Raw genomic sequence first — 26,638 nt, 5'->3', positions numbered from 1 at the left:
CGTTGCATCCTAAGCTTGCGCATCGCCAAGGAGATCCCGTGAGCTTCTTCGAGAGCCTTCTCGTCCTGGTGGCGGTCGCGGTCCTGCTGCTGCAGATCTCGCGCCGCATCAAGGCGCCGTATCCGACGATGCTGGCGGCGGCCGGGGTCTGCCTGGCCCTGGCGCCAGGCGCGCCCACGATCTCGATCGAGCCACACACGGCCCTGGCCCTGTTCCTGGCGCCGGCGCTGGTCGACGCGGCCTTCGACTTTCCGATCGGCGAGGTGCGGCGGCTGTGGCGACCGCTGTTCGCCCTGGTGGTGGTGGCGGTGCTGCTGAGCGCCGGCGCGGTCGCCTGGTTGGGGGTGGCGATGGCGGGCCTGCCGATCGCCGCGGCCGTCGCCCTGGGCGCGATCGTCGCCCCGCCGGATGCGGCCGCCGCCACGGCCGTGCTCAGCAGCGTGCGCATGCCGCGAGGTTCGATCGCGGTGCTGAAGGGCGAGAGCCTGCTGAACGACGCCTCGGCGCTTTTGCTGTTCTCGGCCGCCCTGGCTTTCCAGGCCCAGGGCGGCATCGATCAGGCCCTGGCCCTTAAGCTGGGTCTGGCGGCGCCGGGCGGCGTGATCCTGGGGATCGTCATCGCCCAGGTGTTGCGCGTGTTGAACCCGCTGGTGACCGGAACCCTGGGCGGCAATCTGTTCGAGTTCGTCACCGCTTTCGGATCCTGGATGATCGCCGAGCGACTGGGCGTGTCGCCCGTGCTGTGCCTGGTGGCGTTCGCCATGACCGTCGCCCGCACGGCGGCCTTGCGCACGCCGCCTCGCATGCGGATCCACAGCTTCGCGGTCTGGACCTCGGCGGTGTTCCTGCTGAACGTCGTGGCCTTCCTGCTGATGGGGCTGCAGGCCCGGACCATCGTCGCGGGCATGGATGGCGATCGGCTGGTCGAGGCGATGGGCTTCGCCTCGGCCGTGGTCGTCTGCCTGATCGTCGTGCGCATGGTCTGGGTGCTGCTGTATCTTCGGCTGGCCCAGAGTTTCCCCAGCCTGCGCGGCGGCTATCCGTCGATCAGCCTGCGCAACGGCGTGCTGGTCGGCTGGTGCGGCATGCGGGGCCTGGTCACCCTGGCCACGGCCTTCGCCTTGCCCGGAGACTTTCCGCAGCGGGATCTCCTGGTGCTGACGGCCTTCGCCGTGGTGCTGGCGACCCTGGTGTTCCAGGGGCTTACCCTGGCGCCGTTGATCCGCCTGCTGGGCCTGGATCGCGAGGACGGGCTGACGGACGAGCTGGTCCGGCTGCGCGCGGATCTGGCGGACGCGGCGCTGGCGGCGCTGGACGGCAAGGCCGGCGAAGCCGTCGATCATTGGCGCTACCGCTTCGCCGCCGTGCTCAGTAGATCGGCGCCCAGTGGTTCGGCGTCAGCCACCGGCCCTCTCGAGGCGCGCCGCCGCGTGGGCCTCAAGGCGCTGCGCCGCCAACGGGTTCGGCTGGAGGAACTGCGCGGCGACGGGGCCGTCAGCGCCGACGCCTTCCTGGTCCTGCAGGAGGAGCTGGACTTCGAGGAGATCTCGATCAGCCGCGAGGACGAGCGCCAGATCGAGGAAAGCTGATCGCTTGCCTCACCACATCGTCTTCGCCGCGCGGTCCGGCCATGCGCTGTCATAGGCCTCCCCGCCGACCTCGCCGGCGGTGACGGCGGCCAGCATGGCGCCTGGCGTCGGCAGGGCGCTCGGCTGAACCTGGCTTTCGGCCTTCCAGAGGCCCGAGCGCACGATCGCCCGGGCGCACTGGAAATAGGCCTCCTCGACCGTGACGATCATGACGGTGCGCGGCCGCTTGCCGTCGACCGCGAAGCTCTCCAGCAGTTCGGGGTCGGCGCTCAGCACGGCGCGGCCGTTGACGCGAAAGGTCGTGCCCGAGCCCGGGATCAGGAACAGCAGCGCCACGCGCGGGTCGCGGACGATGTTGCGCAGGCTGTCGATGCGGTTGTTGCCGCGACGGTCGGGCAGCATCAGGGTCTTGGGATCGGCGATGCGAACGAAGCCGGGCAGGTCGCCGCGCGGGCTGCAGTCCAGGCCTTCGGGGCCGACTGTGGCCAGGGCCAGGAACGGCGAGGCCTGGATCAGCGCCGCGTAGTGAGGGGTGATGTGGTCGGCGACCTTGACGGTCGAGGCCGGGACCGGCGCGGGCTGATAGAGCGCCTCCAGCGACTCAAGGGTCGTGATCTCGTGCATCGCGTCCTCCCGTCGGCCTTGCTTGTAGGCGGGCGCGGGGGAGGAAGGCAATCAGGCGGCGAAGGCGCGGGCGCAGGCCTCGGCCAGGTGGCGCGGCGAGATCGGCTTGTCGACGATGGGCTTGAAGCGCCCCTTCAGCTGGTCGGCGTTGCCGGTGACGTAGACGACCGGGATGTGGCCCAGCTTGCGCTGGATCGCCTCGACGGCCTCGACCCCGGTGCCGCCGACGATGCGATAGTCGGCGGTGATCAGGTCCGGCGGATGGGCCACCGCCAGGGCCAGGGCGTCGGCGGGGCTGTCGGCGATGTCGAAACTGGTGAAGCCCTGCTCGGCCAGGAGGGCTTCGACTTCGAACGCGACGAGGATCTCGTCCTCGATGATCAGCACATGTCGGGCCTGTGCGTGCACGGTCATCGCCGTCGCCTTCTGTCGCGTCCCAGAATTCATTTCAATGTCGCCCGGCCCTCGCGCGCCAGTCGCGTTTTCGTGATCGCCGCAGTCGGATGGGTTGAGTGGCGCCGGTTCGGCTGCACGGCGGGACAAACCGCGCTATGGAAGGGCAAACAAGCAAAAACCCGCAGGAGCGCCTTCGTCCATGTCCCAGCCCTTGATCCTGACCGAGAAGCGCGGCCACGTCGCGATCCTGACCCTGAACCGTCCGGAGGCGATGAACGCCCTCGGCGCGCCGGGCGACGGCGACCAGGTGGCGGCCGCCTGCGAGGCGATCAACGACGACCCTGAGATCCGCTGCGTGGTCCTGACCGGCGCGGGCAAGGCCTTCTCGGCCGGCGGCGACGTCAAGGCGATGAAGGCCCGCGAGGGCGCGTTCGGCGGCAACGGCGTGGCGATCCGCGACGGTTATCGCAAGAACATCCACCGCGTGGTGCGGGCCATCTACGGCCTGGAAGTCCCCTCGATCGCCGCCGTGAACGGCGCGGCGATCGGTCTGGGTTGTGACGTGGCCTGCATGACCGACATCCGCATCGCGGCCGATACGGCGCGGTTCGGCGTGACCTTCCTGAAGCTCGGTTTGATCCCGGGCGACGGCGGCGCCTGGCTGATGCCGCGCACGATCGGCATGAGCCGCGCGGCCGAGCTCTTGTTCACCGGCGACGTCATCGACGCGGCCAAGGCCGCCGAGTGGGGCCTGATCAGCAAAGCCGTGCCCGCCGAGAGCCTGATGGACGAGGCCCTGGCCCTGGCGAACCGCATCGCCCAGCAGCCGCCGCACGCCCTGCGCATGGCCAAGAGCCTGCTCAAGCACGGCCAGACCGCCAGCTACGACACCCTGATGGAGATGAGCGCCGCGGCCCAGGCCATCGCCCACCACACCGAGGATCACATGGAAGGCGTCGACGCGATCCTCGAAAAGCGCGCGCCCGTGTTCAAGGGCGCCTGACCATGGGCAAGGAAGCCAGCGGCGTCTGGGGCCAGCTGTCCGACGGCGAGAGCGAGGGCAAGCTGCTGTGGGAGCCGCCCAAGCTGATCTTCCGCGGCGCCTATCGCGGCATCTATCAGGGCCACGCCCTGCGCGGCCTGCGCACCGAGGGCGACGATCTTGTGCTGAGCGATGGCACGCGGTTCACCCTTGATCCGGGCCAGGCCGACAAATGGCTCCACGCCATCCAGAACCCGCCCTCGCGGCTGGACAAGCTGGGCGTCAAGCCCGGCATGACGGTGGTGGTCGACGGGGTCGAGGACGCCGAGTTCCTGGCCGAGCTGGAAACCCGCGTCGAGCTGGCCGAGGCCGAGGAGGGGATCGACCTGCTGTTCCTGGCCGCCGAGGATCTGGCCGACTTCGACCGGCTGGAGGATTGGGAAGGCGCCCTGGCCCCCAAGGGCGCGGTCTGGATCGTGGCCCAGAAGGGCAAAGGCGCGCCGCTGAAGGACGCCGAGATCCTGGAGGCCGTGCGCGGGCTGGGCTTCGTGGACACCAAGGTGTGCGCGTTCTCGCGGAGCCATACGGCCCTGCGGTTCGTGAAGCGGAAGGCGTCGAAAGTCGAGGCCAAGCCAGTTGCGGACGAGGATGAAGCGTTCGACGAGGACTAAGACTCTCAATCGTCGTCATCCCGGAATCCTCGCGGAGGCTGTCCGGGATCCAGGCCGGGACCAGGGCGGCCGCGCTGCGTCGGCCTCTGGGTCCAGGCTCTCCGCTTCGTTGCGGCCGGGATGACGAGAGAATTAGGTTGCGGCTGAGGCTGGTTCGCCAGTCGCCCGCGCCGCCAGCAGCCGCTTCTGCTCGGCCTGGCTCCGATAGAGGAAGTCGTAGGGCAGGCCCAGGCGAAGGCTGGCCTGGCAAGGCGGCGAGCCTCGCAGGGCGATCCTGTCGGCCAGCCTGCCGGCGGCCTTCAGCGCCAGGACGTCGAGCGGCGTCAGGTCGTACTCGCGTCCCAGGGCCAGTTTCTCGCGCGCGATCGGCGGCAAGAGCGACACCGCCGCGCGCGCCAGGGCCTTGTGCAGGAACCTCGGCGCGTTCGGCGCGGCCTGGCCCGACTGGATGATCCCCAGGAATTCCTCGACGATCGGATGGGGCTCGAAGCGCGGCGCCAGCTTGTTCATCATGGCCAGGAAGTCGGCCTGGGAGGTGGGCGAATACTTCACGCCGTATAGCCGCGCGATCGGGTGGGCCTCGGCATAGAAGCGGGTCTTCTCGGCCTCGCCAAGCGGGGCGACGAAGCGGTCGTAGGCGTTGAGGAAGCCATAGGCGGCCGTGGCGCTGACCCAGTCCAGCAGTTCGACGTCCAGGGCCTTGTAGGCCTCGCCCCTGGGCGTGTCGCCCACGACGCGCGCGTGCATGTTGGTGACGCCCTGGATCACCCGTCGCGCGGCGGCTTGCGGGCCATAGACCCCGACCATCGCCGCGATGCCGGTCCGCTTGGAGCGCCCGATCGGGTCGGCCTTGTAGGTCGAATGGTCCCAGACGCCCGAACGGATGCGCGCGTCGGCGAACTCCAGCAGCACGGCCGCCACGCCCCCGACCGCCAGGGCGATCGGGTTCTTGTAGACGCGCCAATGAACCGAGCCCGGATCCAGATAGGCGGGCTCGCCCGGCGGGTTGGCGTAGTCGATCTTCCAACCCAGGTACGATTGGGGTGCGTTCATGGTCTTTCTCCGCTCACGAAGAAAGGTCGGAGTCGGGGCTTTCGACAGCAACCTATCAAATTCGATAGGGAAACCTCCGCGCAATCCCACACAAACTCGCCTTCCTCGCCCCCGTGGCGAGGACCCATGGCGCCGCCAGACTCGGCGTTCATCGTCATGCTCGGAGCGAGCGGAACGCTGGGCCCTAGGCACAAGGCCTAGGGAGGCGGTGTCTTCAGGCGGCTTCCTTGGTTTTGATCACCGCCGTCTTGCGGCCGAAGGTCATCACCCCGTCCTCAAGCTTGCCGAAGCGCAGCGCCATCAGGTCCAGGGCGTAGTTCTGGTGCACCTTCCAGGGCTTCTTGACGCCCTGCCGGGGGAACTGGCCGATCGAGCGGGTGACGTAGCCGGACGAGAAGTCCAGCCACGGGACGAAATCCATGTTCGGATCGTCGATCCGCGCCACGCCGTAGTCGGCGCCTGTGCGGTCCATGTGGTTCAGCAGCCGGCAGACATATTCGCTGGTCAGGTCCGCCTTCAGAGTCCAGCTGGCGTTGGTGTAGCCGAAGGCCGAGGCCATGTTCGGCACGTCGCTGAACATCATGCCCTTGTAGCTCATCGACTTGGACAGGTCGGCCACCACGCCGTCGACCACGACCTCCATGCCGCCGAGCAGCTGCAGCTGCAGGCCGGTGGCGGTGACGATGACGTCGGCCTCCAGCGTCTTGCCCGACTTCAGCAGGATCCCGTCCTCGGTGAAGGTGTCGATCTGGTCGGTGACGACCGAGCTGGTTCCGGCCTTGATCGAGTCGAACAGGTCGGCGTCGGGCACCAGGCAAAGGCGTTGGTCCCACGGATTGTAGCGGGGCGTGAAATGGGTCGCGACGTCGTAGTCGGGACCCAGGTGCTCGCGCACCAGGGTCAGCAGCTGCTCCTTGGTCTTCTCCGGCTTCTTCCGGGCCAGGTTGAAGAACAGCATCTGAAGCAGGACGTTCTTCCAGCGGGTGACGCCATAGGCTGTCATGGCCGGCAGCTTGGACCTCAGCCAGTTGGCCAGCCTGTCCTCGGCCGGGCGCGAGACCACATAGGTCGGCGAGCGCTGCAGCATCACGACGTGCGCGGCCGTCTTAGCCATCTCCGGCACCAGGGTCACGGCGGTGGCGCCGCTGCCGATCACCACGACCTTCTTGCCGGCGTAGTCCAGGTCCTTGGGCCAGTGCTGCGGATGGACGATGCGGCCCTTGAAGCGTTCGGTCCCGGCGAAGTCGGGCGTATAGCCGGCCGAATAGCGATAGTAGCCCGAGCACATGTAGAGGAAGCCGCAGCTGAACTTGACGATCTGGCCGTCGTGCTCGGCCTCGACGGTCCAGGTGGCGGTCTCGGTGGACCAGCTGGCGCGCTTGACCTTGTGATTGAAGCGGATGTGGCGATCGATGTCGTTCTCGGTCGCGGTCTCGCGCACGTAGGACAGGATCGACGGGCCGTCGGCGATGGCCTTGGCCGCCTTCCACGGCTTGAAGGCGTAGCCCAGGGTGTACATGTCGCTGTCCGAGCGGATGCCGGGATAACGGAACAGGTCCCAGGTGCCGCCGATCGACTCGCGTCCCTCCAGGATCGCGAAGGTCTTTCCCGGGCAGTGCTTTCTCAGGTGATAGGCCGCGCCGATCCCCGAAAGCCCGGCGCCCACGATCAGTACGTCGACATGGTCCATGGCGTTTCTCGTTTCCCCCGAGCGGGCTTCGCGCGCGCTCAATCGTTGAATTCAGAGCCGCGCCCGTTTGAGCCAAACTCTGACCACGCGCCGGTTGACCCGGCGTCGCGGTATATGAACAGTGTTCACCAACAAACGACCGTTTTGACCGAACGTCAACCGCGGCCTATCGGATCACTTCATGTCTCTTCGCGACTTCGGCGTCCTGGTCCTGGTCTGTCTGGTCTGGGCCAGCAGCAACATCCTATCCAAGCTGGTCGTCGCCCATTGGGGCGTGCCGCCGCTGTACTACGCCGCCGTCCGCTTCGCGGTGGTCGCGGTCTTGACCCTGCCGTGGCTGCTGCCCGCGCCCCGGCCGACCTGGCGGATGGTGCTGGTCGGCCTGCTGATGGGCGGCGGCAACTTCGCGCTGCTGTTCATGGGCTTCAAGACCGCTTCGCCGTCGGCCGCCTCGGTGGTGATCCAGCTGGGGGTGCCGTTCACGACCCTGCTGTCGGTGCTGATCCTGGGCGAGACGATACGCTGGCGGCGCGGTTTCGGCATCGCGCTCACCTTGCTCGGCGCGGTGGTCGTCATGTGGAGCCCGCATGGCCTGGAGCTGTCGGCGGGCCTCTGGCTGATCGTCGCGGCGGCCTTCACCGGGTCGCTGGGCGCGGTGATGATGAAGCAGATCGAAGGGGTGAAGCCCCTGCAGTTCCAGGCCTGGGTGGGCTTTTCGTCCTTCTGGCCGCTGGCGGCGATGAGCGCGGTCATCGAGCCGGGGCAGGTGGCGGCGGGCTTCCAGGCGGGCTGGCCGTTCATCGCCGCGGTGCTGTTTTCGGCCCTGGTGGTTTCGGTCCTGGCCCATACGGCCTATTACGGCCTGATCCAGCGCTACGAAGCCAATCTGATCGCGCCGCTGACCTTGATGACGCCCCTGTTCACGATCGGCATGGGCGTGGTCGTCACCCACGACCATTTCGATGTCCGCATGGCGATCGGCGCGGCCCTGGCGCTGCTCGGCGTTCTGATCATCGCGCTTCGGCGGAATCAGGTCATGCCGCTGCTGATGTCGATCCGGAACCGCGTCCAATGAGCCTGAACATCGTCGAAGCGCCGTCGCCCAACTTCGACGCCCGCAAGGCCGTCCCCGACACCATCGTGCTGCACTACACCGGCATGGAGACGGGCGAGGGCGCGCTCGAGCGTTTGCGCGATCCGGAGGCCAAGGTCAGCGCCCACTACATGGTCGAGGAGGACGGCCGCGTCTTCCGGCTGGTCGCCGAGGAGCGCCGGGCCTGGCATGCCGGCGCGGCGTTCTGGAAGGGCGTCAAGGACATCAACTCGGCCTCGATCGGCGTCGAGATCGTCAATCCCGGCCACGAGTTCGGCTACCGCCCGTTCCCCGAGGCCCAGATCGCCGCGGTGATCAACCTGCTGGCCGACGTGCGCTCGCGCTGGATGATCCCCGACAGCCGCATCCTGGGCCATTCCGACATCGCCCCCGGTCGCAAGGTCGACCCCGGCGAGCTCTTCCCCTGGAAGCGCCTGGCCGAAAGCGGCCACGGCCTCTGGATCGAGCCGGCCCCGTCGCCGGGCGCGCCGCTGGGCCAGGGCGAGGAGGGGACCGGCGTCTTCGCCTTGCAGGCGGGCCTGACGCGCCTGGGCTTCGACTGCGCGCCGACCGGCAAGTACGACGAATGGACCACCACCGTGGTCTCGGCCTTCCAGCGCCACTGGCTGCAGAGCCGCTTCGACGGCATCGCCGATGGCGAGACGCGGGCGCGGCTGGTCGGCTTGCTGCGCGCGGCGGCGGACTGATGCATCCGGCCAACGCCTTTCACGTCGAGGACCGCGCGGTTCTGCTCGACTTCCTGCGGGCGCATCCGTTCGTGACCATCGCCGCCAGCGTCGACGGTCGGCCGATGGTGGCTCAGTCGCCCATCGTGATCCGCGAGCTGGACGGCGAGATCGCCCTCGACTTCCACCTGTCGCGCGGCAACGTCCTGACGCCGCACCTGACGCAAGGCTTCCGGGCGGTGGTCCTGGCGACCGGTCTCGACGCCTATATCAGCCCCGACTGGTACGAGAGCGCCGACCAGGTGCCGACCTGGAACTACCAGTCCGTCGAAGCCGAGGGCTCGGTCGCGCCGCTGAACGAGGCCGAGCTGATCGCCCTGCTGGACGACCTGTCGGCGCAGGAGGAGGCGCGCCTCCTCCCCAAGAAGCCTTGGACCCGCGACAAGATGAAGGCCGGCAAGTTCGAGGCCCTGCTGCGCGGGATCATGGGAGGCCGCCTGTTCGTCGAACGGCTGGAGGGGACCTTCAAGCTCTCGCAGAACAAGGGCGAGGCCGATCGGCTGGGCGCGGTGAAGGGGCTGGGAAAGCACCCGATCGCGATGGTGATGCGGAAGCTCTAGTTCTCGTCATCCCGGAAACGCCGGAGGCGTTATCCGGGATGACGAGGATATTGATTCAACTTGAAAGTTGACGTTTCAACCCGCCCCCTTCAAACACCGTCCCGGGCCAGATGGTCGGGCGGTCGCGTCGTCTTCGGACGCCGAGGAAAGTCCGGGCTCCACGGTGACAAGGCGGTGGGTAACGCCCACCGGGAGCGATCCCAGGGATAGCGCCACAGAAAGCAAACCTCCTCCCTACGGGGCGGGAAGGGTGAAAGGGTGGGGTAAGAGCCCACCGCGGACCTGGCGACAGGGACGGCATGGCAAGCCCCGCCTGGAGCAAGACCGAATAGGGACCCCGCGCCGACCTCGCGTCGGATAGGCCGTCACTGGCTGAGAGGGTCCGGGTAGGTCGCGAGAGCCGTCCAGCAATGGCCGGCCTAGAGGAATGATCGTCGCCGTCTCTTCGGAGGCGGAACAGAACCCGGCTTACAGATCATCTGGTCCCCTTTGATCCTCCCCCGCAAGGCGGGGGAGGTGGCCCCACGGGTCGCGCGGAGCGCGCGCCCGAGGATAAACTCCGGGCCGGAGGAGGCGCGCGCGGAGCACGTCCAGCTTGCCCCCTCAGTCGCTCCGCGACGGCTCCCCCCGCATCGCGGGGGAGCATCTCTTCTCCCACTCCCAATGGCCTCAACTGACACGGCGCACGCTGTTCACTGAACAGTTCCGTGTATGTTCTGTTGATTAACTGGCGCGTCCAGTGGAGCGCCGGTGCGACACCTTTGAAATCTCGATGAAAGGGGTTTTGGTGTCATTGTATCCCAATTCATCCCATGTTAACCCAATTGGCGTCGGGGCGATGTGGCGGGTCGCCGACCGACGTGGATCTGGCGGGGTTCGGCTTCAGTGTTTCTCTCGACCTTCGAGAAACAGCTCGACAGCAAGCGGCGCATTGTTGTGCCGCAGGAATTCCGCGCGGCCGTCTCCGGCATGTTCGACGGGATCTTCTGCTTCCCCTCCATCGAGGCCGACTGCCTGGAGGCCGGCGGCAAGGCCCTGTTCGACCGTTACTCGGCGGTGATCGAGGAGCTGCCCTTCGGCGATCCGATCCGCTCGGCCCTGGAAACCAGCGTGCTCGGCGGCATGGCCAAACTGTCGTTTGATACAGCTGGTCGCATTACGCTTCCCGATCAGCTGTGCGAAATGTGCGGCCTCACGGATTGGGTGGCCGTCGTCGGTATGGGTGAGCGTTTTCAGATCTGGTCCCGCGAGGCCTTCCAGGCCCATCGCGCGGCGCAGCGCGATCTCGCGCGCGAAGGTCTGGCCGCCCTGCGCGCCCAGCAGCGCGCCGCCAAGCTGGGGGTCGTGTCGTGAGCGCCGCGCCACACGTCTCGGTGCTGCTCGACGAGGTCGTCGAAGCCCTGGGCGCGGGTCCAGGCGACATCGTCGTGGACGGCACCTTCGGCGCGGGCGGCTATACCCGCGCGGTGCTGGCCACGGGCGCCAGCGTGGTCGCCTTCGACCGCGATCCCAGCGTCGCGAAGTTCACCGACGGCCTGCCCGCCGACCGTTTCCGCCTGGTTCAGGCCCGTTTCTCCGACATGCTGGACGAGCTGGGGCCGGAAAGCGTCGACGGCGTGATGCTGGACCTTGGCGTGTCGTCCATGCAGCTGGACCAGGCCGAGCGCGGCTTTTCCTTCATGCGCGACGGTCCGCTGGACATGCGGATGGGAAACACCGGCCCGACCGCCGCCGACCTCGTCAACACGCTGGATCAGGTCGAGCTGGCCCGGATCCTCTACGTCTATGGCGAGGAGCACGCCTCGCGCCGCATCGCCAGCTTCATCGTCCGGCGTCGTGAAGAAAAGCCGTTCGAGCGCACGCTGGACCTGGCCGAGGTGATCGAGCGCGCCGTCGGCGGCCGCAAGGGCGCCAAGGTCCATCCGGCCACCCGCTCGTTCCAGGGGCTGCGCATCGCGGTCAATGACGAACTGGCCGAGCTGGAGGCCGGTCTCGCCGCCGCCGAGCGCGTGCTGAAACCGGGCGGCCGGCTGGTCGTCGTCACCTTCCATTCGCTGGAGGACCGCATCGTCAAGGCGTTCCTGGCCGAGCGGGCCGGTAGGACGCCGGGCGGCTCGCGTCACGCGCCGCCGGTGGAGGTGGGCGCCGCGCCCAGCTTCCAGCTGATCTCCAACAAGGCCATCGCCCCGGGCGAGGCCGAGCTGGCCGTCAATCCCCGCGCCCGCTCGTCGAAGCTGCGCGCCGCCGTCCGCACGCAAGCGCCGGTGTGGGAGGCCGCGGCATGAGCGTCGCGGACGTCTTCAATCGCCGGGTGCGGGGCTTTCGCGTCGTCGAGGTCGTGGGCCTGGGCATCCTTTTGAGCCTGGTCACCAGCGTCTATCTGGCCAAGACCTTCGCCGGCAGCGAGCGCCAGGAGATCGGCCGCATCGAGCAGGAGATAGAGCAGGAGGGCGTCCGCAAGCGCCTGCTCGAGGCCGAGGTCGCCCATCTGGAGCAGCCGCGCCGCATCGAGCAGCTGGCGCAGATGATGCAGCTGCAGCCCATCGCGGCCGACCATGAGATTGCCGAGGACGCCCTGATCGACGTCGCGCGCCGTCGCGAACTGCCGCGCGCGCCGGTCACGGCCGAGCCGGTGGCCGCCGACGCCCTGGCCGCCGATGGTCCCGAGGCGCTTCCGGACGACGTTCCGCCGCCGCCACCCGCGGCTCCGGCGCAATCGCCGGCGGGAGGCGTGCGATGAGCCTCTCCAATCTCGGCCCGAACGGCTTCCAGCCCGCGGCCTGGCGGTGGCTGATCGAGCGCGTCTGGCGCCTGGAGCACGCCTTCGAGCGCTCGCGCGCGGCGGCCAAGCCCCAGGACGACACCCGCATCCGCATCTTCCTGGTCATGGTGTTCTTTGGCCTGTGCTTCGTCGGCGTGGCGCTGGGCGCGGGCTGGGCGGCGATCTTCTCGAACGCCGGCCGTGGCGTCGGCTACGCCCAGGGCGCGGACGGCGCGCGCGGCGATCTGGTCGATCGCAACGGCCAGCTGCTGGCCGTCGACCTGGCCCACTACGCGCTCTACATCGACCCGCGCGAGATCTGGGACGCCAAGGAAACCCGCGTCGCCCTGGGCAAGGCCCTGCCGCAGGTTCCGGCCAAGCGCCTGGACAAGGCCGTGTTCGGCGATCACCGCGCGTTCGTGCTGGGCGGGCTGACGCCCGACGAGAAGGACGCGATCTTCAATCTCGGCCTGCCGGGCGTCTCGTTCGAGGAGCAGGAGCGGCGGATGTATCCGCTGGGCCCGACGGCCGCGCACCTGGTCGGCTTCGTCGACAGCGGCGGCAAGGGCCTGGCCGGCGCCGAGCGCGCCCTGGACGATCCGATCCGCAAGGCCGCTGGCGGGGAAGGCGGCCCCACCCAGCTGTCGATCGACATCCGCGTCCAGGCCGCGCTCGAGGACGAGCTGCGCAAGGCCGCCGCCGAGTTCACGCCCAAGGGCGCCGTGGGCCTGGTGACCAACGTCCATACCGGCGAGATCCTGGGCCTGGCCAGCCTGCCGGACTACGACGCCAACAAGGCCGGCGACGCCACCGACGACCAGCGCCTGAACCGCGCGGCCGCCTCGGTCTATGAGATGGGCTCGACTTTCAAGGCGTTCACGGTGGCCATCGGCCTGGACACCGGCGTGGCGACGCCCGCCTCGACCTTCGACGCGCGCGAGCCCTACAAGCTGGGCTACCGCACCATTCACGACTACCACGCCGCCAAGGCGATCCTGACCCTGGTCGAGGTCTTCAAGCACTCGTCGAACATCGGCACGGCCATGCTGGCCGAGCGGATCGGCGGCGAGCGTCTGTCGCACTACTTCACCGCGCTGGGCCTGACCAAGCCGGCCAAGGTCGAGTTGATGGAGTCGGCCCGTCCGCTGACGCCGCGCAAGTGGGACATGGACGCGGTGGCCTCCACCTCGTTCGGTCACGGCATGAACGTCAGTCCCCTGGCCCTGGCCCAGGCGATGAACACCCTGCTGAATGGCGGGGAGATGCGCCCCCTGACCATCCGCAAGCTGGCGCCGGGCGTCCGTCCGGAGGGCGTGCGGGTGATCTCGGAGAACACCTCGGCCGAGATGCTGAAGATCATGCGCGCCAATGTCGTTCCGGGCGAGGGCGGCAGTGGCGGCAAGGCCGACGTGCCGGGCCTGTCGGTCGGCGGCAAGACCGGCACCGGCGAGAAGTACGACCCGACGATCCGGGGCTATAATCACCAGCGCCAGGTGTCGTCGTTCGCGGCGGTGTTCCCGACGGACGGCCCGCTGGAGGCCGACCGCTACTTCGTTCTGATCCTGATGGACGAGCCGCATGGCACGGCCAAGTCGTTCGGCTTCTCGACCGGCGGCTGGGTCGGGGCGCCGGCGGCCGGCAAGGTGATCGAACGCATCGCGCCGTTCCTGGGCGTGCAACGCAAGACCGAGCTGGTGACCATCGCCGGCGAACCGAAGACCGCCGCACCGGAGCCGGGGCTATGACCAGACATCTGTCCGAGCTGTTCAACCGTCCCTTCGCTCATGATCCGATGATCGCCGGCGTCACGGCCGACAGCCGCAAGGTCACGGCCGGCTGGCTGTTCGCCGCCCTGCCGGGGACCAAGGTCGACGGCCGCGACTTCGCGCCGGGCGCGGTGTCCAAGGGCGCCGCCGCCATCCTCGCCCCCGAGGGCGGGCTGGAAGGGCTGGGCGTTCCGGTGGTGCGTTCGGAGGATGCTCGCCGCGCCTACGCCCTGGCCTCGGCCGCCTTCTGGGCCAAGCAGCCGGCCATGTGCGTGGCCGTCACCGGCACCAACGGCAAGACCTCGGTCGCGGGCTTCTGCCGCCAGATCTTCGCCAAGCTGGGCCACAAGGCCGCCAGCATGGGCACCCTGGGCGTCGTGGTCAGCGAGGCCGGCAAGCCCGACCGGCAGCTGACCCCGCCCGGCCTGACCACGCCGGACGCCGGCGATGTGGCCGAGATGGTCGCGCGCCTGGCCGAGATGGGCGTCACCCATCTCGCTCTCGAAGCCAGCTCGCACGGCGTCGACCAGCGCCGCGTCGACGGCGTCAAGCTGCATGCGGCCGGCTTCACCAACTTCACTCAGGACCACCTCGACTATCACGGCTCGATGGAGGCCTATCGCGCCGCCAAGCTGCGGCTGTTCGACACCCTGACGCCCAATGGCGCGACGGCGGTGCTGAACGCCGACAGCGAGGCGTTCCCGAACTTCGCCGCCGCGGCCGTGACCTCGGGCCAGAGCGTCTTCTCGGTCGGCGAGGACGGCCAGGGCCTGCGCCTGGTCTCGCGCACCCCGACGCCGGAAGGCCAGCGCCTGCTGGTGGAGGCGGGCGACGAAACCTACGACATCCGCCTGCCGCTGGCCGGCGCCTTCCAGGCCTCGAACGTGCTGGTCGCCGCTGGCCTGTGCGTCGCCGCCGGCGAGGACGTCGCCAAGGTGCTGAAGGCGCTGGAGAGCCTGGAGGGCGCGGCCGGCCGCCTGCAGCGCGTCGGGCGCGGTCCCAAGGGCGGCGAGGCCTATGTCGACTACGCCCACACCCCGGACGGCCTGGAGACCGTGCTCGAAGCTCTGCGGCCGCACACGCGCGGCAAGCTGATCGCCGTGTTCGGCGCGGGCGGCGACCGTGATCGCGGCAAGCGGCCGCTGATGGGCGCCATCGCCGCGCGCCTGGCCGACATCGCCATCGTCACCGACGACAATCCGCGCTCGGAGGATCCCGCCTCGATCCGCGCCGCCATCCTGGAAGCCGCGCCCGGCGCCCGCGAGATCGGCGACCGCCGCGCCGCGATCCGCGCCGCCGTGCAGCTGATGGGCGAGGGCGACGTGCTGGTCATCGCCGGCAAGGGCCACGAGCAGGGCCAGATCGTCGCGGGCGTCGTGCATCCGTTCGACGACGTGGCCGTGACGCTGGAAGCGCTGGAGGGCGTCGATGCCTGACGTGCTCTGGACCGCCCAGGAAATCGCTGACGCCACTGGCGGCAAGGTCGCTGGCGACTTCGTCGTGAACGGGGTCTCGATCGACACCCGATCGGTGGAGGCGGGCGACCTGTTCGTGCCGCTGGTCGGCGCGCGCGACGGTCACGACTTCGTTGGCCAGGCCGTGGCCAACGGCGCGACCGGCGTCCTGGCCGCCAAGCCCGTCGATGCGCCGGCGGTGATGGTCGCCGACACCTTCAAGGCCCTGGAAGCCTTGGGCGTCGCCGCCCGCGAGCGCGCGCCGCGGTGCAAGCGCGGGGCGGTGACCGGCTCGGTCGGCAAGACCAGCGTCACCCGCGCGGTCGAGGCCGGCCTGCGCCTGGCGGGCAAGGCCCATGCCTCGGTCAAGAGCTACAACAATCATATCGGCGTGCCGCTGACCCTGGCGCGAATGCCGCGCGACACCGAGCGCGCCGTGTTCGAGATCGGCATGAACCACGCCGATGAGATCACCCCGTTGTCGGGCTTCGTGAAGCCGCACGCGGTGGCGATCACCACGGTGGGGCCGGTGCACCTTGAGAACTTCCCCGACGGGGAAGCTGGCGTGGCCCGGGCCAAGGCCGAGATCTTCGCCGGCCTGCAGCCCGGCGGGATCGCCGTGCTGAACGCCGACAATCGCTGGTTCGACGTCCTGAAGGGCGAGGCCGAGAAGGCCGGTGCGACCGTATGGAGCTTCGGCGAGGCCGTCGGCGCGACGGCGCGCCTGATAGGCTTTTCAGCGGAAGGCGAGGGGGCGACCGTTTCCGTCGACTTGCGCGGCGAGGTCCTGAGCTTTCCGATCCGCCAGACCGGCGTCCACTGGGGCCCCAACAGCCTGTGCGTTCTCCTGATGCTGGAGGCCCTGGACGTGCCGCGCGAGACCGCGCTGGCCGCCCTGGCCGCCTTCGCGCCGATCGAGGGACGCGGGGCGGAGAAAACCATCCGCATCGACGGCGGCGCCTTCACCCTGGTGGACGAGAGCTACAACGCCAATCCCGTCTCCATGCAGGCGGCGCTGAAGACGCTGGGCGCGCGCAAGATCGCCGGACGCCGGATCGTCGTGCTGACCGACATGCTCGAACTTGGCGAGAGTTCCGACCGCTTTCACGCCGAGCTTGCGGGCCCGATCGAGCGTGCAAACGTTGACACGGTTTTTCTCGCGGGCGTCCACATGAAATCGCTGTGGGAGGCGCTTCCGCCGACTCGGCGAGGCGGCTACGCGGAAGTTACCGAAAAGTTAACGGCGATTCTGGCGGGGGCGATCCGGCCTGGCGACGTGGTGATGGTGAAGGGGTCGAACGGCTCCAGGGCCGGCGTTCTCGCCGGCGCCCTGGCCGCGCTCGACCTTGGGGAACAGGACTGATGCTGTACTTCCTGTACGAATGGCTGGCGCGCACGCAAGAGCACGTCCCGGCCCTGAACCTCTTGAAATACCTGACCTTCCGGTCGGGCATGGCCATGCTGACCGCCTATATCGTCGCCGTGGCGATGGGCTCGCGCTTCATCCGCTGGATGAAGACCAAGCAGGGCAAGGGTCAGCCGATCCGCACCGACGGCATCGCCCGCCACGTCACCGAAAAGGCCGGCACGCCCACCATGGGCGGCTTCATGATCCTGGCCGGCCTGTTCGTCGGCGCCCTGCTGTGGGCCGACCTGCGCAACATCCACGTCTGGGTCGTGCTGCTGGTCACCGGTAGCTACGGCGTGCTGGGCTTCATGGACGACTACGCCAAGGTCACCAAGCAGACCACGGCCGGCCTCTCCAGCGTCCAGAAGCTGATCGCCCAGTTCATCGTCGCCATCGCCGCCACCGTGATCCTGATCCTGTTCGCGCCGAAGTCGCCGATGACGCCGGGCATGGAGACCAGCGTGGTCTTCCCGATCTTCAAGGCGCTGGTGATCGATCTGGGCTGGTTCTACGTGGCCTTCGCCGCGGTCACGATCGCCGGCTTCTCCAACGCCGTGAACCTGACCGACGGCCTGGACGGCCTGGCCATCGTGCCGGTGATGTTCGCCGCCTCGACCTTTGGCCTGATCGCCTACCTGGTGGGCAACTACAAGTTCGCCGACTATCTGAACCTGCACTTCGCGCCGGGCGTCGGCGAGCTGGCGGTGCTGTGCGGCGCGATCATCGGCGGGGGCATGGGCTTCCTCTGGTACAACGCCCCGCCGGCCAAGATCTTCATGGGCGACACCGGTTCGCTGGCCCTGGGCGGCGCGCTGGGCGCCATCGCCGTCTGCGCCAAGCACGAGCTCGTCCTGGGCATCGTCGGCGGCCTGTTCGTGGCCGAGGCGCTCTCCGTCATGATCCAGGTCGCCTACTTCAAGAAGACCGGCAAGCGCGTCTTCCTGATGGCGCCGATCCACCACCATTTCGAGAAGCTGGGCTGGCCTGAGTCCACCGTCGTGATCCGCTTCTGGATCGTGTCGATGATCCTGGCCTTCGTCGGCCTCGCCACCCTGAAGCTGCGGTAAGGGGAGGCGAGCCCGATGATCCCGGTCCGTGGTTTCGAGGACAAGACCGTCGCGGTGTTCGGCCTGGGCCGCACCGGCCTGACGGCGGCGCGCGCCTTGATCGCGGGTGGGGCGAAGGTCGCCCTGTGGGACGAGAAGGTCGCCAGCCGCGAGGCGGCGGCCGCCGAGGGCTTCCCGGTCGTGGATCTGGAGACCGCCGACTGGCGCCAGTTCGCGGCGCTGATGCTATCGCCGGGCGTGCCGCTGACCCATCCCAAGCCGCACTGGACCGTCCAGAAGGCCAAGGCCGCGGGCGTCGAGATCCTGGGCGACATCGAACTCTTCGCCCGTACGGTCAACGCCGCGCCGGTCCACAAGCGGCCCAAGATCATCGCCGTCACCGGCACCAACGGGAAATCGACGACCACCGCTCTGATCGGCCACCTGTGCGCTTCGGCCGGTCGTGACACGCGCGTCGGCGGCAATATCGGCCAGGGCGTGCTGGGTCTCGAAGATATGCACGGCGGCGCGGTCTACGTGCTGGAGCTGTCGTCCTATCAGCTGGACCTGACGTCGAGCCTGAAGCCCGACGCGGTGGTGCTGCTGAACATCTCGCCCGACCATCTGGACCGTCATGGCGGCATGGACGGCTACATCGCCGCCAAGCGCCGGATCTTCCTGAACCAGGGCAAGGGCGACACCGCGATCATCGGGGTCGACGATCCCTGGTGCCAGCAGATCTGCACAGAGATCACGGCCGCCAACCGCCGCACCATCTGGCCGATCAGCGCCGGCAAGGCGATGGGGCGGGGCGTCTACGCCCTGCAGGGCGTGCTCTATGACGCCACCGGCGAGCGCGTGGTCGAGGTCGCCGATCTGCTGCGCGCCCGCAGCCTGCCCGGCCGCCACAACTGGCAGAACGCCGCCGCCGCCTACGCCGCCGCGAGGGCCATCGGCATCCCGATGCAGGACGCCGTGGACGGGCTGATGACCTTCCCCGGCCTGGCGCACCGGATGGAGACGGTCGGCAAGATCGGCAAGGTCCGCTTCGTCAACGACAGCAAGGCCACCAACGCCGACGCCGCCCGCCAGGCGATGTCGTCCTATCCGAAGTTCTACTGGATCGCCGGCGGCGTGGCCAAGGCCGGCGGGATCGATGACCTGAAGGACCTCTTCCCGCGCATCGCCAAGGCCTATCTGATCGGTGAGGCGGCCGAACCCTTCTCCTGGACCCTGGCCGGCAAGGCCGAGGTGGCGATGAGCGGGACTTTGGCGCGCGCGGTCCAGCAGGCCTATGCCGACGCCGCCGCCAGCGGGGAGGACGCCATCGTCCTGCTCTCGCCAGCCTGCGCCTCGTTCGACCAGTTCAGCGATTTCGAAGCCCGTGGCGAGGCCTTCCGCGCGGCGGTGAACGGCCTGGTCGGCGGCGGCAAGGCGGCGGTCGCCTAGGGCCGCGATGACCAAGCCGGCGGAGACGAACAAGCCCGATCCCGCCGCGTCCCACCCCTGGCGCCAGGTGCTTCGCACATCGCTGACCGAACGCGCCGCCTTCCGCGACGCCCGCCGTCAGGCCCTGCCTTGGCTGGCTTGGCTGCGTCGCCGCACCCGTTCGTCCGAGCTGTGGCTGATCGCCGTGGCCACCGTGGTCGGCCTCGCCGCCGGCGCCCTGGCGGTGTTACAGGCCAAGGTCGCGCACGGAACCCAGGTCCGCCTCTTCGGCTTCGATCCCGACGAGCGCCTGTCGGCCCAGGCGGTCATCCAACCCTGGCGACTGCTGGCTATTCCCCTGGGCGGCCTGCTGCTGGGCGTGTTCACGGCGGTGGTGCTGCGGTTCCGACCCAATCCCGCCGTCGACCCGGTCGAGGCCAACGCCCTGCATGGCGGACGGCTGTCGGTCCGCGACAGCGCTTTCATCTGCGGCCAGACCCTGATCTCGAACGGCTGCGGGGCCTCGGTCGGGCTGGAGGCGGCCTACGCCCAGGCGGGCGGGGCGGCGGCCTCGTGGGTTGGCCAGGCCCTGAACCTGCGGCGGGGCGACCTGCGGATTCTGGTCGGCGCCGGGGCGGGGGCGGCGATCGCCGCCGCGTTCGGCGCGCCGCTGACCGGCGCCTTCTACGCGTTCGAGATCGTCATCGGCGCCTACACCGTGGCCAACATCGCGCCGGTCGCTGCGGCGGCGCTGGCGGGCGTGCTGGTGGCCAAGGCGCTGGGCTCGACGCCCTATCTGATCAAGACCTCGGTGCTCGCCATCTCGTCCTGGACCGACTACCTGCTCTACGGCTTGCTGGGTCTGGTCGCGGCCCTGTTCGGCGTGGCGCTGATGCGGGCCGTGGCGGTCGCCGACCGCTGGGTCGCCAAGGCCGCGCCGACCCGCTGGACGCGGCCGGCGATCGGCGGGATGGCGCTGGCGGCTCTAGCCATGGTGACGCCCCAGACCCTATCCGGCGGCCATGGCGCCTTGCACCTCGATCTCAACGGCGACCTGTCGCTCAAGATGCTGCTGCTGCTGATCCTGATGAAGTCGGCGGCGTCGATCGTCTCGCTGAGCTTCGGTTTCCGAGGCGGTCTGTTCTTCGCGGCCCTGTTCCTGGGCGCGCTGATGGGCCAGTCGTTCTCGGACGTCGTGAACCTGGTCGCCGGAGCGGGGCGTCTGGACCCGATCGCCGCCTCTCTGGTCGGCATGGGCGCGCTGGGCGTGGCCATCGTCGGCGGACCCTTCACCATGTCGTTCCTGGTGCTGGAAGCGACGGGCGACTTCACGATCACCGCCGCAACCCTGGCCGCCTCGCTGATCGCCAGCGCCGTGGTGCGCGAAACCTTCGGCTATTCGTTCTCGACCTGGCGGCTGCACCTGCGCGGCGAGACCATTCGCAGCGCCCATGACGTCAGCTGGATGCGCAATCTGACGGCGGGCAAGATGATGCGGGGGGACGTCAAGACGGTTCCGGCCGCGACCAGCCTGGCGGAGTTTCGCCGCCGCTTCCCGCTGGGTTCCACAAAGCGCGCGGTCCTGACCGACGAGACCGGCCGCTACGCCGGCATCGTCGCCACCGCGGCGGTCTATGCCGAACCGCCCGAGCGCGAGGCGCCGGTGGCCTCCCTGGCCGCCCACGCCAGTCTGGCGCTGACGCCGGGGCTGTCGATCAAGGCGATCATGACCGCCTTCGACGAGACCGGCGCCGACGAACTGGCCGTGGTCGACGAGGGCGGCGAGGTGATCGGGCTGATCACCGAGGCGCACGTGACCCGCCGCTACGCCGAAGAGCTCGAAAAGGCGCGGCGCGAGCTGACGGGGGATACGGCCTGATCGGCTGGCCCGCGTTCACCCCAGCGGCATGAAGGCGTCGACCCTGTTCAGCGCCGCCAGGGGCGAGCGGATGGAGCAGCATAGGCCCTCGGCCTGGTAGTCGACCGAAACCGTTCCGCCCAGTTCGCTGGGCAGCGCCGTCTCCACGATGCGCGTGCCAAAGCCGCGCCGCTCGGGCGGGCGCACGGCCGGACCGCCACGCTCGCGCCATTCGATATGCAGCTGGTTGTCCGCGGCGATCGACCATCGGATGTCGACGTGGCCGGCCGGCGCCGAAAGAGCTCCGTACTTCAGCGCGTTGATCGCCAATTCGTGGAACGCCAGGGCCATGACGACGGCGGTCTTGGGCGAGACCTTCAGGTCCGCGCCGGAAATGCTCAGCTGCGCCGGATCGGACCGATAGGGCGTCACCGAGCCGTCGACGATCTGCCGCAGGCTGGCCGCCGACCAGTTCTGATCGGTCAATACGTTGTGGGTCGCGGCGATCGCCATCAGCCGGCCTTCCAGCGCATCGCGCACGGCGCTGTCGACGTCGGCGTTACGCAGAGACTGCTTGGTGATCGACTGCACCGTGGCCAGGGTGTTCTTCACCCGGTGGTTCAGCTCGTTGATCAGAAGCTGGCGATGGCTTTCGGCCAGCCGTTCGCCGGTGACGTCGCGCGAGGTGGCCAGCACGCGGATGACCCGCCCGTCTTCGAGGATGGGGGACACGGTGGTCTCCCACCAGCGCGGGTCGCCCTTGGCCGTCGGGCAAGAGGCCCGGAACGCCACGGCCTGGCCCGCCATCGCCGCGTGCAACGCCTGCTCCACGGTGGCGCGGCTGTCTTCGGGCCAAAGATCCGGCCAGTACCGGTGACGGTTCCGCCCGTCGAAATCGTCGATCTCGAACAGTGATTGGCCCTGGGCGTTCATGTATTCCACGTGACCATCGGCGCTGATCACGCGTATGCAGTCCTGACTGGCTTCGATCACGCTCAGAAAATAAGCGCCGGCGCCCTCAAGAATCGCCCTGTCAGATCCGTCGTCAGCCACGGTACGCCCCTGTCACGGCGCGCATGATTACTGGGCTGTGATGGAATTCAAGCGGCGCCGTACTGTTTAATGCACGGGCGCGTCTTCGATCGACGGGCGGACGCCGCCTGGCTTGGGCCAGGCTCCAATCCAAAAGTTTAGAGTATTCCTCGCCCCGATAACCGTTTCACACTTATCGGAGAGTGCTCTAGCCGTTTTCCGCCGACGGATCTTCGTCGCGAGGCGTGGGGCGCTTGGCGGCGGCCTTCTCGGCGGCCTTGGCCGCCTTCTGGCGTTCGCGCTCCTTGCGCTCGAAGTCGTAGTTGGGCTTACGGACCATGGGGCTAGGCCCGCGCCTTACGCGCGGCGTAGCGGGCGTCGCGCTTGGCCTTGGCCTCCGCGGCGGACAGCGCCTTGCGTTCCTTGCGCTCACCGCGCTTGGCGGTCAGAGCCTCGGCGGCGAGGGCGGCTTCCGCGTCGACGATCGCCTGAGCGGCGTCGGCGGCGGCTTGCCGGATCGCGGCCTTGGCGACCGATCGGTCCTTGCGCACCTGCGCCAGTTCGGCGGCGCGCATCGCCTCGCGTTCCGCGAACCGCGGATCGATCTGGGCGGCTCTCGGCTTGAACTTGGCCAGCAGGGCGGCCTTGGCGCCGGCGGCGGTCTTCAGGCGCTCGGCATGACCGATGTCTTGAGATGGATTCATGGTCGCTTTCGTATCCGGTCGCTCGCGCGAACGGGGAGATGGGGAGGGGGGATCGCCGGCCCGGGACCCGGGCCGGCGAAGCCTTTAGGCGGCTTGAAGCTGGCCGGCGGACATCTTGCCGCTGCGCTGGTCGCGTTCGAGTTCGTACGAAACCTTCTGGCCTTCGTCGAGCGAGCCGAGGCCCGACCGTTCGACGGCGGTGATGTGCACGAAGACGTCAGCGCCGCCGTCGTTGGGTTGAATGAAGCCAAAGCCCTTGGTGGAGTTGAACCACTTCACGGTGCCGGTCGTCATGGGTGTATTCCTTGCATTACATGGACGCGCAGCCCGCAACGGGCCATGCGATCAAATTTTCGGAGAGGATTTGGGTGGGCTCGGGGGCTCGATCCGAAGAGCAAGCATGGAGAGCGACCGAACCAGTTCGATATTCGACGAAATATAACCTATGCCGATAACGGCGGTTGAGCAAGGTTTATTTTGAATATAATTTTACCGACCGGACCTTTTTCCTATATCGTAAGGCATGTTTTCTAAAATGAAGCTGCGCCTTTAATGGCGATGATCAAGTCTCAGAAGGCGCCTCGAACCGGAACCGGCGCCTTGAAAATCACCCGCGGCGAAGAAGCGGTGGCTTTCTCCATCCTGCTCACGGGCGGCCTCGGCGGGCGCAAGACGGGCAAGGGCAGTCTCACGGGCGAACCGGAGTTCATGAGGGAGGCCTTCCGGGCGGGGGAATGCCGCCTGACGCTGGATGATGGCGTGGCGCTGAACATCGCGGTGGTGGCCCATACCGACGGCGGCGACACGGCCTATTTCGAGCTTCGCTGACGCTGAGCAGGGGGCGCGTACGCGCTTTTCGCCGCCAGTCCACGATCTTGGACTGGTCAAGCAAGATTTGATTAACCCTGCCGTCCGACTCTCCGCGCCATGGCCCCTAACGCGACACACGCCTTCGCCCGCACCGACCGCACCGCGATCGGCCTGTGGTGGTGGACGACGGACCGCTGGCTGCTGGGCGCGACCGCGCTGCTGGTGACTTTGGGCATGCTGCTGTCGTTCGCCTCCAGCCCGGCGGCGGCCCAGCGGATCGGCATCGACGACCAGTTCCACTTCGCCATCCGCATGTGCTTCTTCGCCAGCGCCTCGACGGTGCTGATGCTGGGCGTGTCGATGCTGTCGCCCCAGGGCGTGCGGCGGTCGGCGTTCTTCATCTACATCGTGGCGATCGCCATCATGATCGCCTTGCCGTTCATCGGCCACAACGCCAAGGGCGCCACGCGCTGGCTGCAGTTCGGCGGCTTCACCCTGCAACCTTCCGAGTTCATGAAGCCGGCCCTGATCGTGCTGGTCTCGTGGATGTTCGCCGAAGGCCAGAAGGGCGAGGGGGTGCCGGGCGTCTCCATCGCCTTCCTGCTCTATTTCATCGCCGTGGCCCTCTTGCTGGTGCAGCCGGACGTCGGTCAGACGGTGCTGATCACGGTGGCGTTCGGCGCGGCTTTCTGGATGGCCGGCGTACCGATCTCGTGGATCATGGGCCTAGGCGGCGTGGCCATCGCGGGCCTCTGCTCGACCTACTTCCTGTTCGACCACGTGCACGCCCGGGTGCAGAAGTTCCTCAGCCCCGACCAGGCCGACACCCACCAGATCACCCGCGCCGCCGAGGCGATCCGGGCCGGCGGCCTGTTCGGGCGCGGCCCGGGCGAGGGCGTGATGAAGCGCCACGTGCCCGACCTGCACACCGACTTCATCTATTCGGTCGCCGCCGAGGAATACGGTCTGGTGTTTTCCTGGGCCCTGATCGCGATCTTCGCGTTCGTGGTGGTGCGCGGACTCTACAAGGCCATGAAGCTGAACGACCCGTTCGAGCAGGTCGCGGCGGCCGGCCTTTTCGTTCTGGTGGGCCAGCAGGCCATCATTAACATCGCGGTGAACTTGAACATGATCCCGACCAAGGGCATGACGCTCCCGTTCATCAGTTACGGGGGCTCTTCGATGCTCGCGATGGGTTTGACGCTGGGCATGGCCCTGGCCTTGGTGCGTAAGCGTCCCGGCGCGTACGGCGTGACGGGCGAGTTCGCCCCCCAGGGCGTCTTCGCCTGACATGAGCAAGCTGGCTGTCGTCGCCGCCGGAGGAACCGGCGGCCACATGTTCCCCGCCCAGGCGCTGGCCGAGGTCCTGGCCGCGCGCGGCTGGCGCATCGTGCTGGCCACCGACGATCGCGGCGCGCTGTACGCCGACAAGTTCCCGGCGGAGGAGCGCCTGGCCCTGTCGGCCGCCACCGCCAAGGCCAACGACCCGCTGGGCATGGTCCGCGCCGGCTTCGTGGTTCTGCAGGGCGTGATGGAGGCCCGGGCGGCCTTCAAGCGCCTGGACCCGGCGGTCGTGGTCGGCTTTGGCGGTTATCCCGCCTTGCCGGCCTTGCTGGGCGCGCTCAGCCAGAAGCGTCCGACGGTCATCCATGAGCAGAACGCGGTCCTGGGGCGGGTGAACCGCTTCCTGGCGCCCAGGGTCGACGAGGTCGCCTGCGCCTTCCCCACGTTGGAGATGGCCAAGCCGGGCGTGAAGGCCCGGGCGCACGTGGTCGGCAATCCGGTTCGTCCGGCCGTGCGCGCGCTCTACGACGTGCCCTATATCGCGCCGGAAGTGCAGCTGCGCATCCTGGTGACCGGCGGCAGCCAGGGCGCGCGCCTGCTTTCGGAACTGATCCCCGAGGCCGTCGCCAAGCTGCCCGAGGATCTCCGCAGCCGCCTGAAGGTCTTCCAGCAGGCCCGCGCCGAGAGCATGGAGCAGGCGCGCAAGACCTATCGCAACGCCATGGTCGACTGCGAGGTCGCGCCCTTCTTCCGCGACATGGCCGGCTATCTGCGCCAGTCGCACCTGGTGATCGGCCGCTCCGGCGCCTCGACCTGCACCGAGCTGGCCGTGGCCGGCCGGCCCTCGATCCTGGTGCCGCTGAAGATCGCGGCCGACGATCACCAGCGCTTCAACGCCAAGCTGCTGGAAGAGGCCGGCGGGGCGGCGGTCTGTCTCGAGGACGAGCTGACTGTCGACGCCATGGCCGGCGCCTTGAACGCCCTGCTCAAGGACCCCGAGCGTCTCGGACGCATGGCGGCGGGCGCGCGCTCGGTGGCCAGGCCCGACGCCGCCGAGGCCCTGGCGGATCTGGTGGAGCGGACGGCGCGCTGAGGCGCGTCCGCCAGACCTGGGTTCGCCCCGATCTTGCGCGATCGGCCAAGCCATGCTCGGATGCGGATGCGACGAAAGCGCGGTCGGCGGACCGCGTCGCGTCATTAATCATATTCAGGGATGATTAACCGCGAACCTTGGTCGTTCGTTAGCCCATCCCTGCGACAAAGCGCGCCTCAGATCAGTCCGCCAAAAAGGGATGGCGCTTCATGAAATTCTCGATCGCGATCGCCGCGGGTCTCGCGGGCAGCTTCTTCGTCGCTCAAGCCGCTTCGGCCGCTGGCGGCTTCGAAGACCAGATGGGCCGCTGCCTGCAGCAGTTCGCCAACACCCGTGACGCCGCGCAGGTGATGCTCGAGTGCACCGCCGACGCCGGCAAGCTCTCGGACTGCAAGGTTGTCGACAACAGCGCCGCCGGCAAGGGCTTCGACAAGGCGGCCATGTGCATCGCCGAAAAGCTCCCGATGGGCGCCAAGACCGGCACCGTGAAGGTCCCGTTCCGCTTCCCGGGCGGCGCGTAAGTCTCACTTACGTCGCAAGACAAAAAGCCTCCGCCGGGACCGCCGGCGGAGGCTTTTTTCGTTCTGGGC

Annotated in this window: 27 protein-coding genes and 1 other RNA gene; 20 read left to right on the top strand and 8 right to left on the bottom strand. The window is 68.6% G+C overall.

Going from position 1 to position 26,638, the window contains the following annotated elements; genetic code table 11:
• A partial coding sequence (locus VJ655_RS13745; RefSeq protein WP_324111968.1) for a cation:proton antiporter occupies nt 1–1,589 on the top strand: 1,589 nt, incomplete at its 5' end.
• Between the two features lie 9 nt (nt 1,590–1,598).
• Here VJ655_RS13745 and VJ655_RS13740 read toward each other — a convergent pair.
• On the bottom strand, nt 1,599–2,213 hold the full coding sequence (locus VJ655_RS13740; RefSeq protein ID WP_324111966.1) for a pyridoxamine 5'-phosphate oxidase family protein: 615 nt from the start codon (nt 2,211–2,213) through the stop codon (nt 1,599–1,601).
• A 51-nt stretch (nt 2,214–2,264) separates the two neighbouring features.
• On the bottom strand, nt 2,265–2,627 hold the full coding sequence (locus tag VJ655_RS13735; RefSeq protein WP_324111964.1) for a response regulator: 363 nt from the start codon (nt 2,625–2,627) through the stop codon (nt 2,265–2,267).
• Between the two features lie 181 nt (nt 2,628–2,808).
• On the opposite strand from VJ655_RS13735, the gene VJ655_RS13730 reads away from it, so the two are divergent.
• Both VJ655_RS13730 and VJ655_RS13725 read left to right on the top strand, forming a co-directional pair.
• Entirely contained in the window at nt 2,809–3,612 is an 804-nt protein-coding gene (locus tag VJ655_RS13730) for a crotonase/enoyl-CoA hydratase family protein (RefSeq protein ID WP_324111962.1), read from the top strand.
• 2 nt (nt 3,613–3,614) lie between these two features.
• Nucleotides 3,615–4,262 carry a DUF3052 domain-containing protein gene (locus VJ655_RS13725; RefSeq protein ID WP_324111960.1) on the top strand — a complete coding sequence of 216 codons (648 nt, stop codon included), beginning with the start codon at nt 3,615–3,617 and terminating at the stop codon, nt 4,260–4,262.
• Nucleotides 4,263–4,394: 132 nt separating this feature from the next.
• Here the strand turns inward: VJ655_RS13725 and VJ655_RS13715 are convergent, their stop codons facing one another.
• Both VJ655_RS13715 and VJ655_RS13710 read right to left on the bottom strand, forming a co-directional pair.
• Entirely contained in the window at nt 4,395–5,315 is a 921-nt protein-coding gene (locus VJ655_RS13715) for an oxygenase MpaB family protein (RefSeq protein ID WP_324111958.1), read from the bottom strand.
• Nucleotides 5,316–5,529: 214 nt separating this feature from the next.
• On the bottom strand, nt 5,530–7,005 hold the full coding sequence (locus VJ655_RS13710; RefSeq protein WP_324111956.1) for an NAD(P)/FAD-dependent oxidoreductase: 1,476 nt from the start codon (nt 7,003–7,005) through the stop codon (nt 5,530–5,532).
• 181 nt (nt 7,006–7,186) lie between these two features.
• Between VJ655_RS13710 and VJ655_RS13705 the strand changes: the two genes are divergently transcribed.
• From VJ655_RS13705 to VJ655_RS13645, 13 genes are all read left to right on the top strand, one after another.
• A complete protein-coding gene (locus VJ655_RS13705) occupies nt 7,187–8,080 on the top strand; it encodes a DMT family transporter (RefSeq protein WP_324111954.1) in 894 nt (297 codons plus the stop codon).
• The gene (locus tag VJ655_RS13700; protein ID WP_324111952.1) at nt 8,077–8,805 is read left to right on the top strand and encodes an N-acetylmuramoyl-L-alanine amidase; all 729 of its coding nucleotides are present in this window, start codon (nt 8,077–8,079) and stop codon (nt 8,803–8,805) included. The genes VJ655_RS13705 and VJ655_RS13700 overlap by 4 nt, the downstream gene beginning before the upstream one ends.
• Nucleotides 8,805–9,404 carry an FMN-binding negative transcriptional regulator gene (locus tag VJ655_RS13695; RefSeq protein WP_324111950.1) on the top strand — a complete coding sequence of 200 codons (600 nt, stop codon included), beginning with the start codon at nt 8,805–8,807 and terminating at the stop codon, nt 9,402–9,404. Before VJ655_RS13700 ends, VJ655_RS13695 begins: the two co-directional genes overlap by 1 nt.
• A gap of 106 nt (nt 9,405–9,510) precedes the next feature.
• Nucleotides 9,511–9,891, top strand: an RNA gene (gene rnpB / locus VJ655_RS13690) — RNase P RNA component class A.
• A 398-nt stretch (nt 9,892–10,289) separates the two neighbouring features.
• Nucleotides 10,290–10,757, top strand: a complete 468-nt coding sequence (locus tag VJ655_RS13685) for a division/cell wall cluster transcriptional repressor MraZ (RefSeq protein ID WP_324111949.1) — start codon at nt 10,290–10,292, stop codon at nt 10,755–10,757.
• Entirely contained in the window at nt 10,754–11,689 is a 936-nt protein-coding gene (gene rsmH, locus VJ655_RS13680) for a 16S rRNA (cytosine(1402)-N(4))-methyltransferase RsmH (protein ID WP_324111947.1), read from the top strand. Before VJ655_RS13685 ends, rsmH begins: the two co-directional genes overlap by 4 nt.
• Complete coding sequence (gene ftsL / locus VJ655_RS13675) at nt 11,686–12,144, top strand: cell division protein FtsL (protein ID WP_324111946.1); 459 nt, start codon at nt 11,686–11,688, stop codon at nt 12,142–12,144. The genes rsmH and ftsL overlap by 4 nt, the downstream gene beginning before the upstream one ends.
• A complete protein-coding gene (locus VJ655_RS13670; RefSeq protein WP_324111944.1) occupies nt 12,141–13,910 on the top strand; it encodes a penicillin-binding protein 2 in 1,770 nt (589 codons plus the stop codon). Before ftsL ends, VJ655_RS13670 begins: the two co-directional genes overlap by 4 nt.
• Nucleotides 13,907–15,367, top strand: a complete 1,461-nt coding sequence (locus VJ655_RS13665) for a UDP-N-acetylmuramoyl-L-alanyl-D-glutamate--2,6-diaminopimelate ligase (RefSeq protein ID WP_324111942.1) — start codon at nt 13,907–13,909, stop codon at nt 15,365–15,367. The genes VJ655_RS13670 and VJ655_RS13665 overlap by 4 nt, the downstream gene beginning before the upstream one ends.
• Nucleotides 15,360–16,748 carry a UDP-N-acetylmuramoyl-tripeptide--D-alanyl-D-alanine ligase gene (locus VJ655_RS13660; RefSeq protein WP_324111941.1) on the top strand — a complete coding sequence of 463 codons (1,389 nt, stop codon included), beginning with the start codon at nt 15,360–15,362 and terminating at the stop codon, nt 16,746–16,748. The genes VJ655_RS13665 and VJ655_RS13660 overlap by 8 nt, the downstream gene beginning before the upstream one ends.
• Nucleotides 16,748–17,860 (top strand): phospho-N-acetylmuramoyl-pentapeptide-transferase, encoded by a 1,113-nt coding sequence (gene mraY, locus VJ655_RS13655; RefSeq protein WP_324111939.1) that lies wholly within the window; start codon nt 16,748–16,750, stop codon nt 17,858–17,860. Before VJ655_RS13660 ends, mraY begins: the two co-directional genes overlap by 1 nt.
• 15 nt (nt 17,861–17,875) lie before the next feature.
• Entirely contained in the window at nt 17,876–19,288 is a 1,413-nt protein-coding gene (gene murD / locus VJ655_RS13650) for a UDP-N-acetylmuramoyl-L-alanine--D-glutamate ligase (RefSeq protein WP_324111937.1), read from the top strand.
• Between the two features lie 7 nt (nt 19,289–19,295).
• The gene (locus tag VJ655_RS13645; RefSeq protein ID WP_324111935.1) at nt 19,296–21,146 is read left to right on the top strand and encodes a chloride channel protein; all 1,851 of its coding nucleotides are present in this window, start codon (nt 19,296–19,298) and stop codon (nt 21,144–21,146) included.
• 15 nt (nt 21,147–21,161) lie between these two features.
• Here the strand turns inward: VJ655_RS13645 and VJ655_RS13640 are convergent, their stop codons facing one another.
• From VJ655_RS13640 to VJ655_RS13625, 4 genes are all read right to left on the bottom strand, one after another.
• On the bottom strand, nt 21,162–22,178 hold the full coding sequence (locus tag VJ655_RS13640; RefSeq protein ID WP_324111933.1) for a sensor histidine kinase: 1,017 nt from the start codon (nt 22,176–22,178) through the stop codon (nt 21,162–21,164).
• Nucleotides 22,179–22,365: 187 nt separating this feature from the next.
• Nucleotides 22,366–22,497, bottom strand: coding sequence for a hypothetical protein (locus tag VJ655_RS13635; RefSeq protein ID WP_324111931.1), 132 nt, complete (start codon nt 22,495–22,497; stop codon nt 22,366–22,368).
• A gap of 4 nt (nt 22,498–22,501) precedes the next feature.
• Nucleotides 22,502–22,861, bottom strand: a complete 360-nt coding sequence (locus tag VJ655_RS13630; RefSeq protein ID WP_324111929.1) for a DUF6481 family protein — start codon at nt 22,859–22,861, stop codon at nt 22,502–22,504.
• A gap of 84 nt (nt 22,862–22,945) precedes the next feature.
• On the bottom strand, nt 22,946–23,155 hold the full coding sequence (locus tag VJ655_RS13625; protein ID WP_324111927.1) for a cold-shock protein: 210 nt from the start codon (nt 23,153–23,155) through the stop codon (nt 22,946–22,948).
• Nucleotides 23,156–23,461: 306 nt separating this feature from the next.
• Here VJ655_RS13625 and VJ655_RS13620 point away from each other — a divergent pair, with 306 nt between their 5' ends.
• The 4 genes from VJ655_RS13620 (at nt 23,462) to VJ655_RS13605 (ending at nt 26,569) form a co-directional block, all read left to right on the top strand.
• A complete protein-coding gene (locus VJ655_RS13620) occupies nt 23,462–23,689 on the top strand; it encodes a hypothetical protein (protein ID WP_324111925.1) in 228 nt (75 codons plus the stop codon).
• A 99-nt stretch (nt 23,690–23,788) separates the two neighbouring features.
• A complete protein-coding gene (gene ftsW, locus VJ655_RS13615; RefSeq protein WP_324111923.1) occupies nt 23,789–24,961 on the top strand; it encodes a putative lipid II flippase FtsW in 1,173 nt (390 codons plus the stop codon).
• 1 nt (nt 24,962) lies between these two features.
• Nucleotides 24,963–26,048 carry an undecaprenyldiphospho-muramoylpentapeptide beta-N-acetylglucosaminyltransferase gene (gene murG, locus VJ655_RS13610; protein ID WP_324111920.1) on the top strand — a complete coding sequence of 362 codons (1,086 nt, stop codon included), beginning with the start codon at nt 24,963–24,965 and terminating at the stop codon, nt 26,046–26,048.
• A gap of 209 nt (nt 26,049–26,257) precedes the next feature.
• Nucleotides 26,258–26,569 (top strand): hypothetical protein, encoded by a 312-nt coding sequence (locus VJ655_RS13605; protein ID WP_324111918.1) that lies wholly within the window; start codon nt 26,258–26,260, stop codon nt 26,567–26,569.
• Nucleotides 26,570–26,638 lie beyond the last annotated feature (69 nt).

The sequence above is a fragment of the Caulobacter sp. genome (assembly GCF_035254145.1).
In the GTDB taxonomy this organism is placed as follows: domain Bacteria; phylum Pseudomonadota; class Alphaproteobacteria; order Caulobacterales; family Caulobacteraceae; genus Caulobacter.
This window is presented reverse-complemented; position numbering and strand designations above follow the sequence as displayed.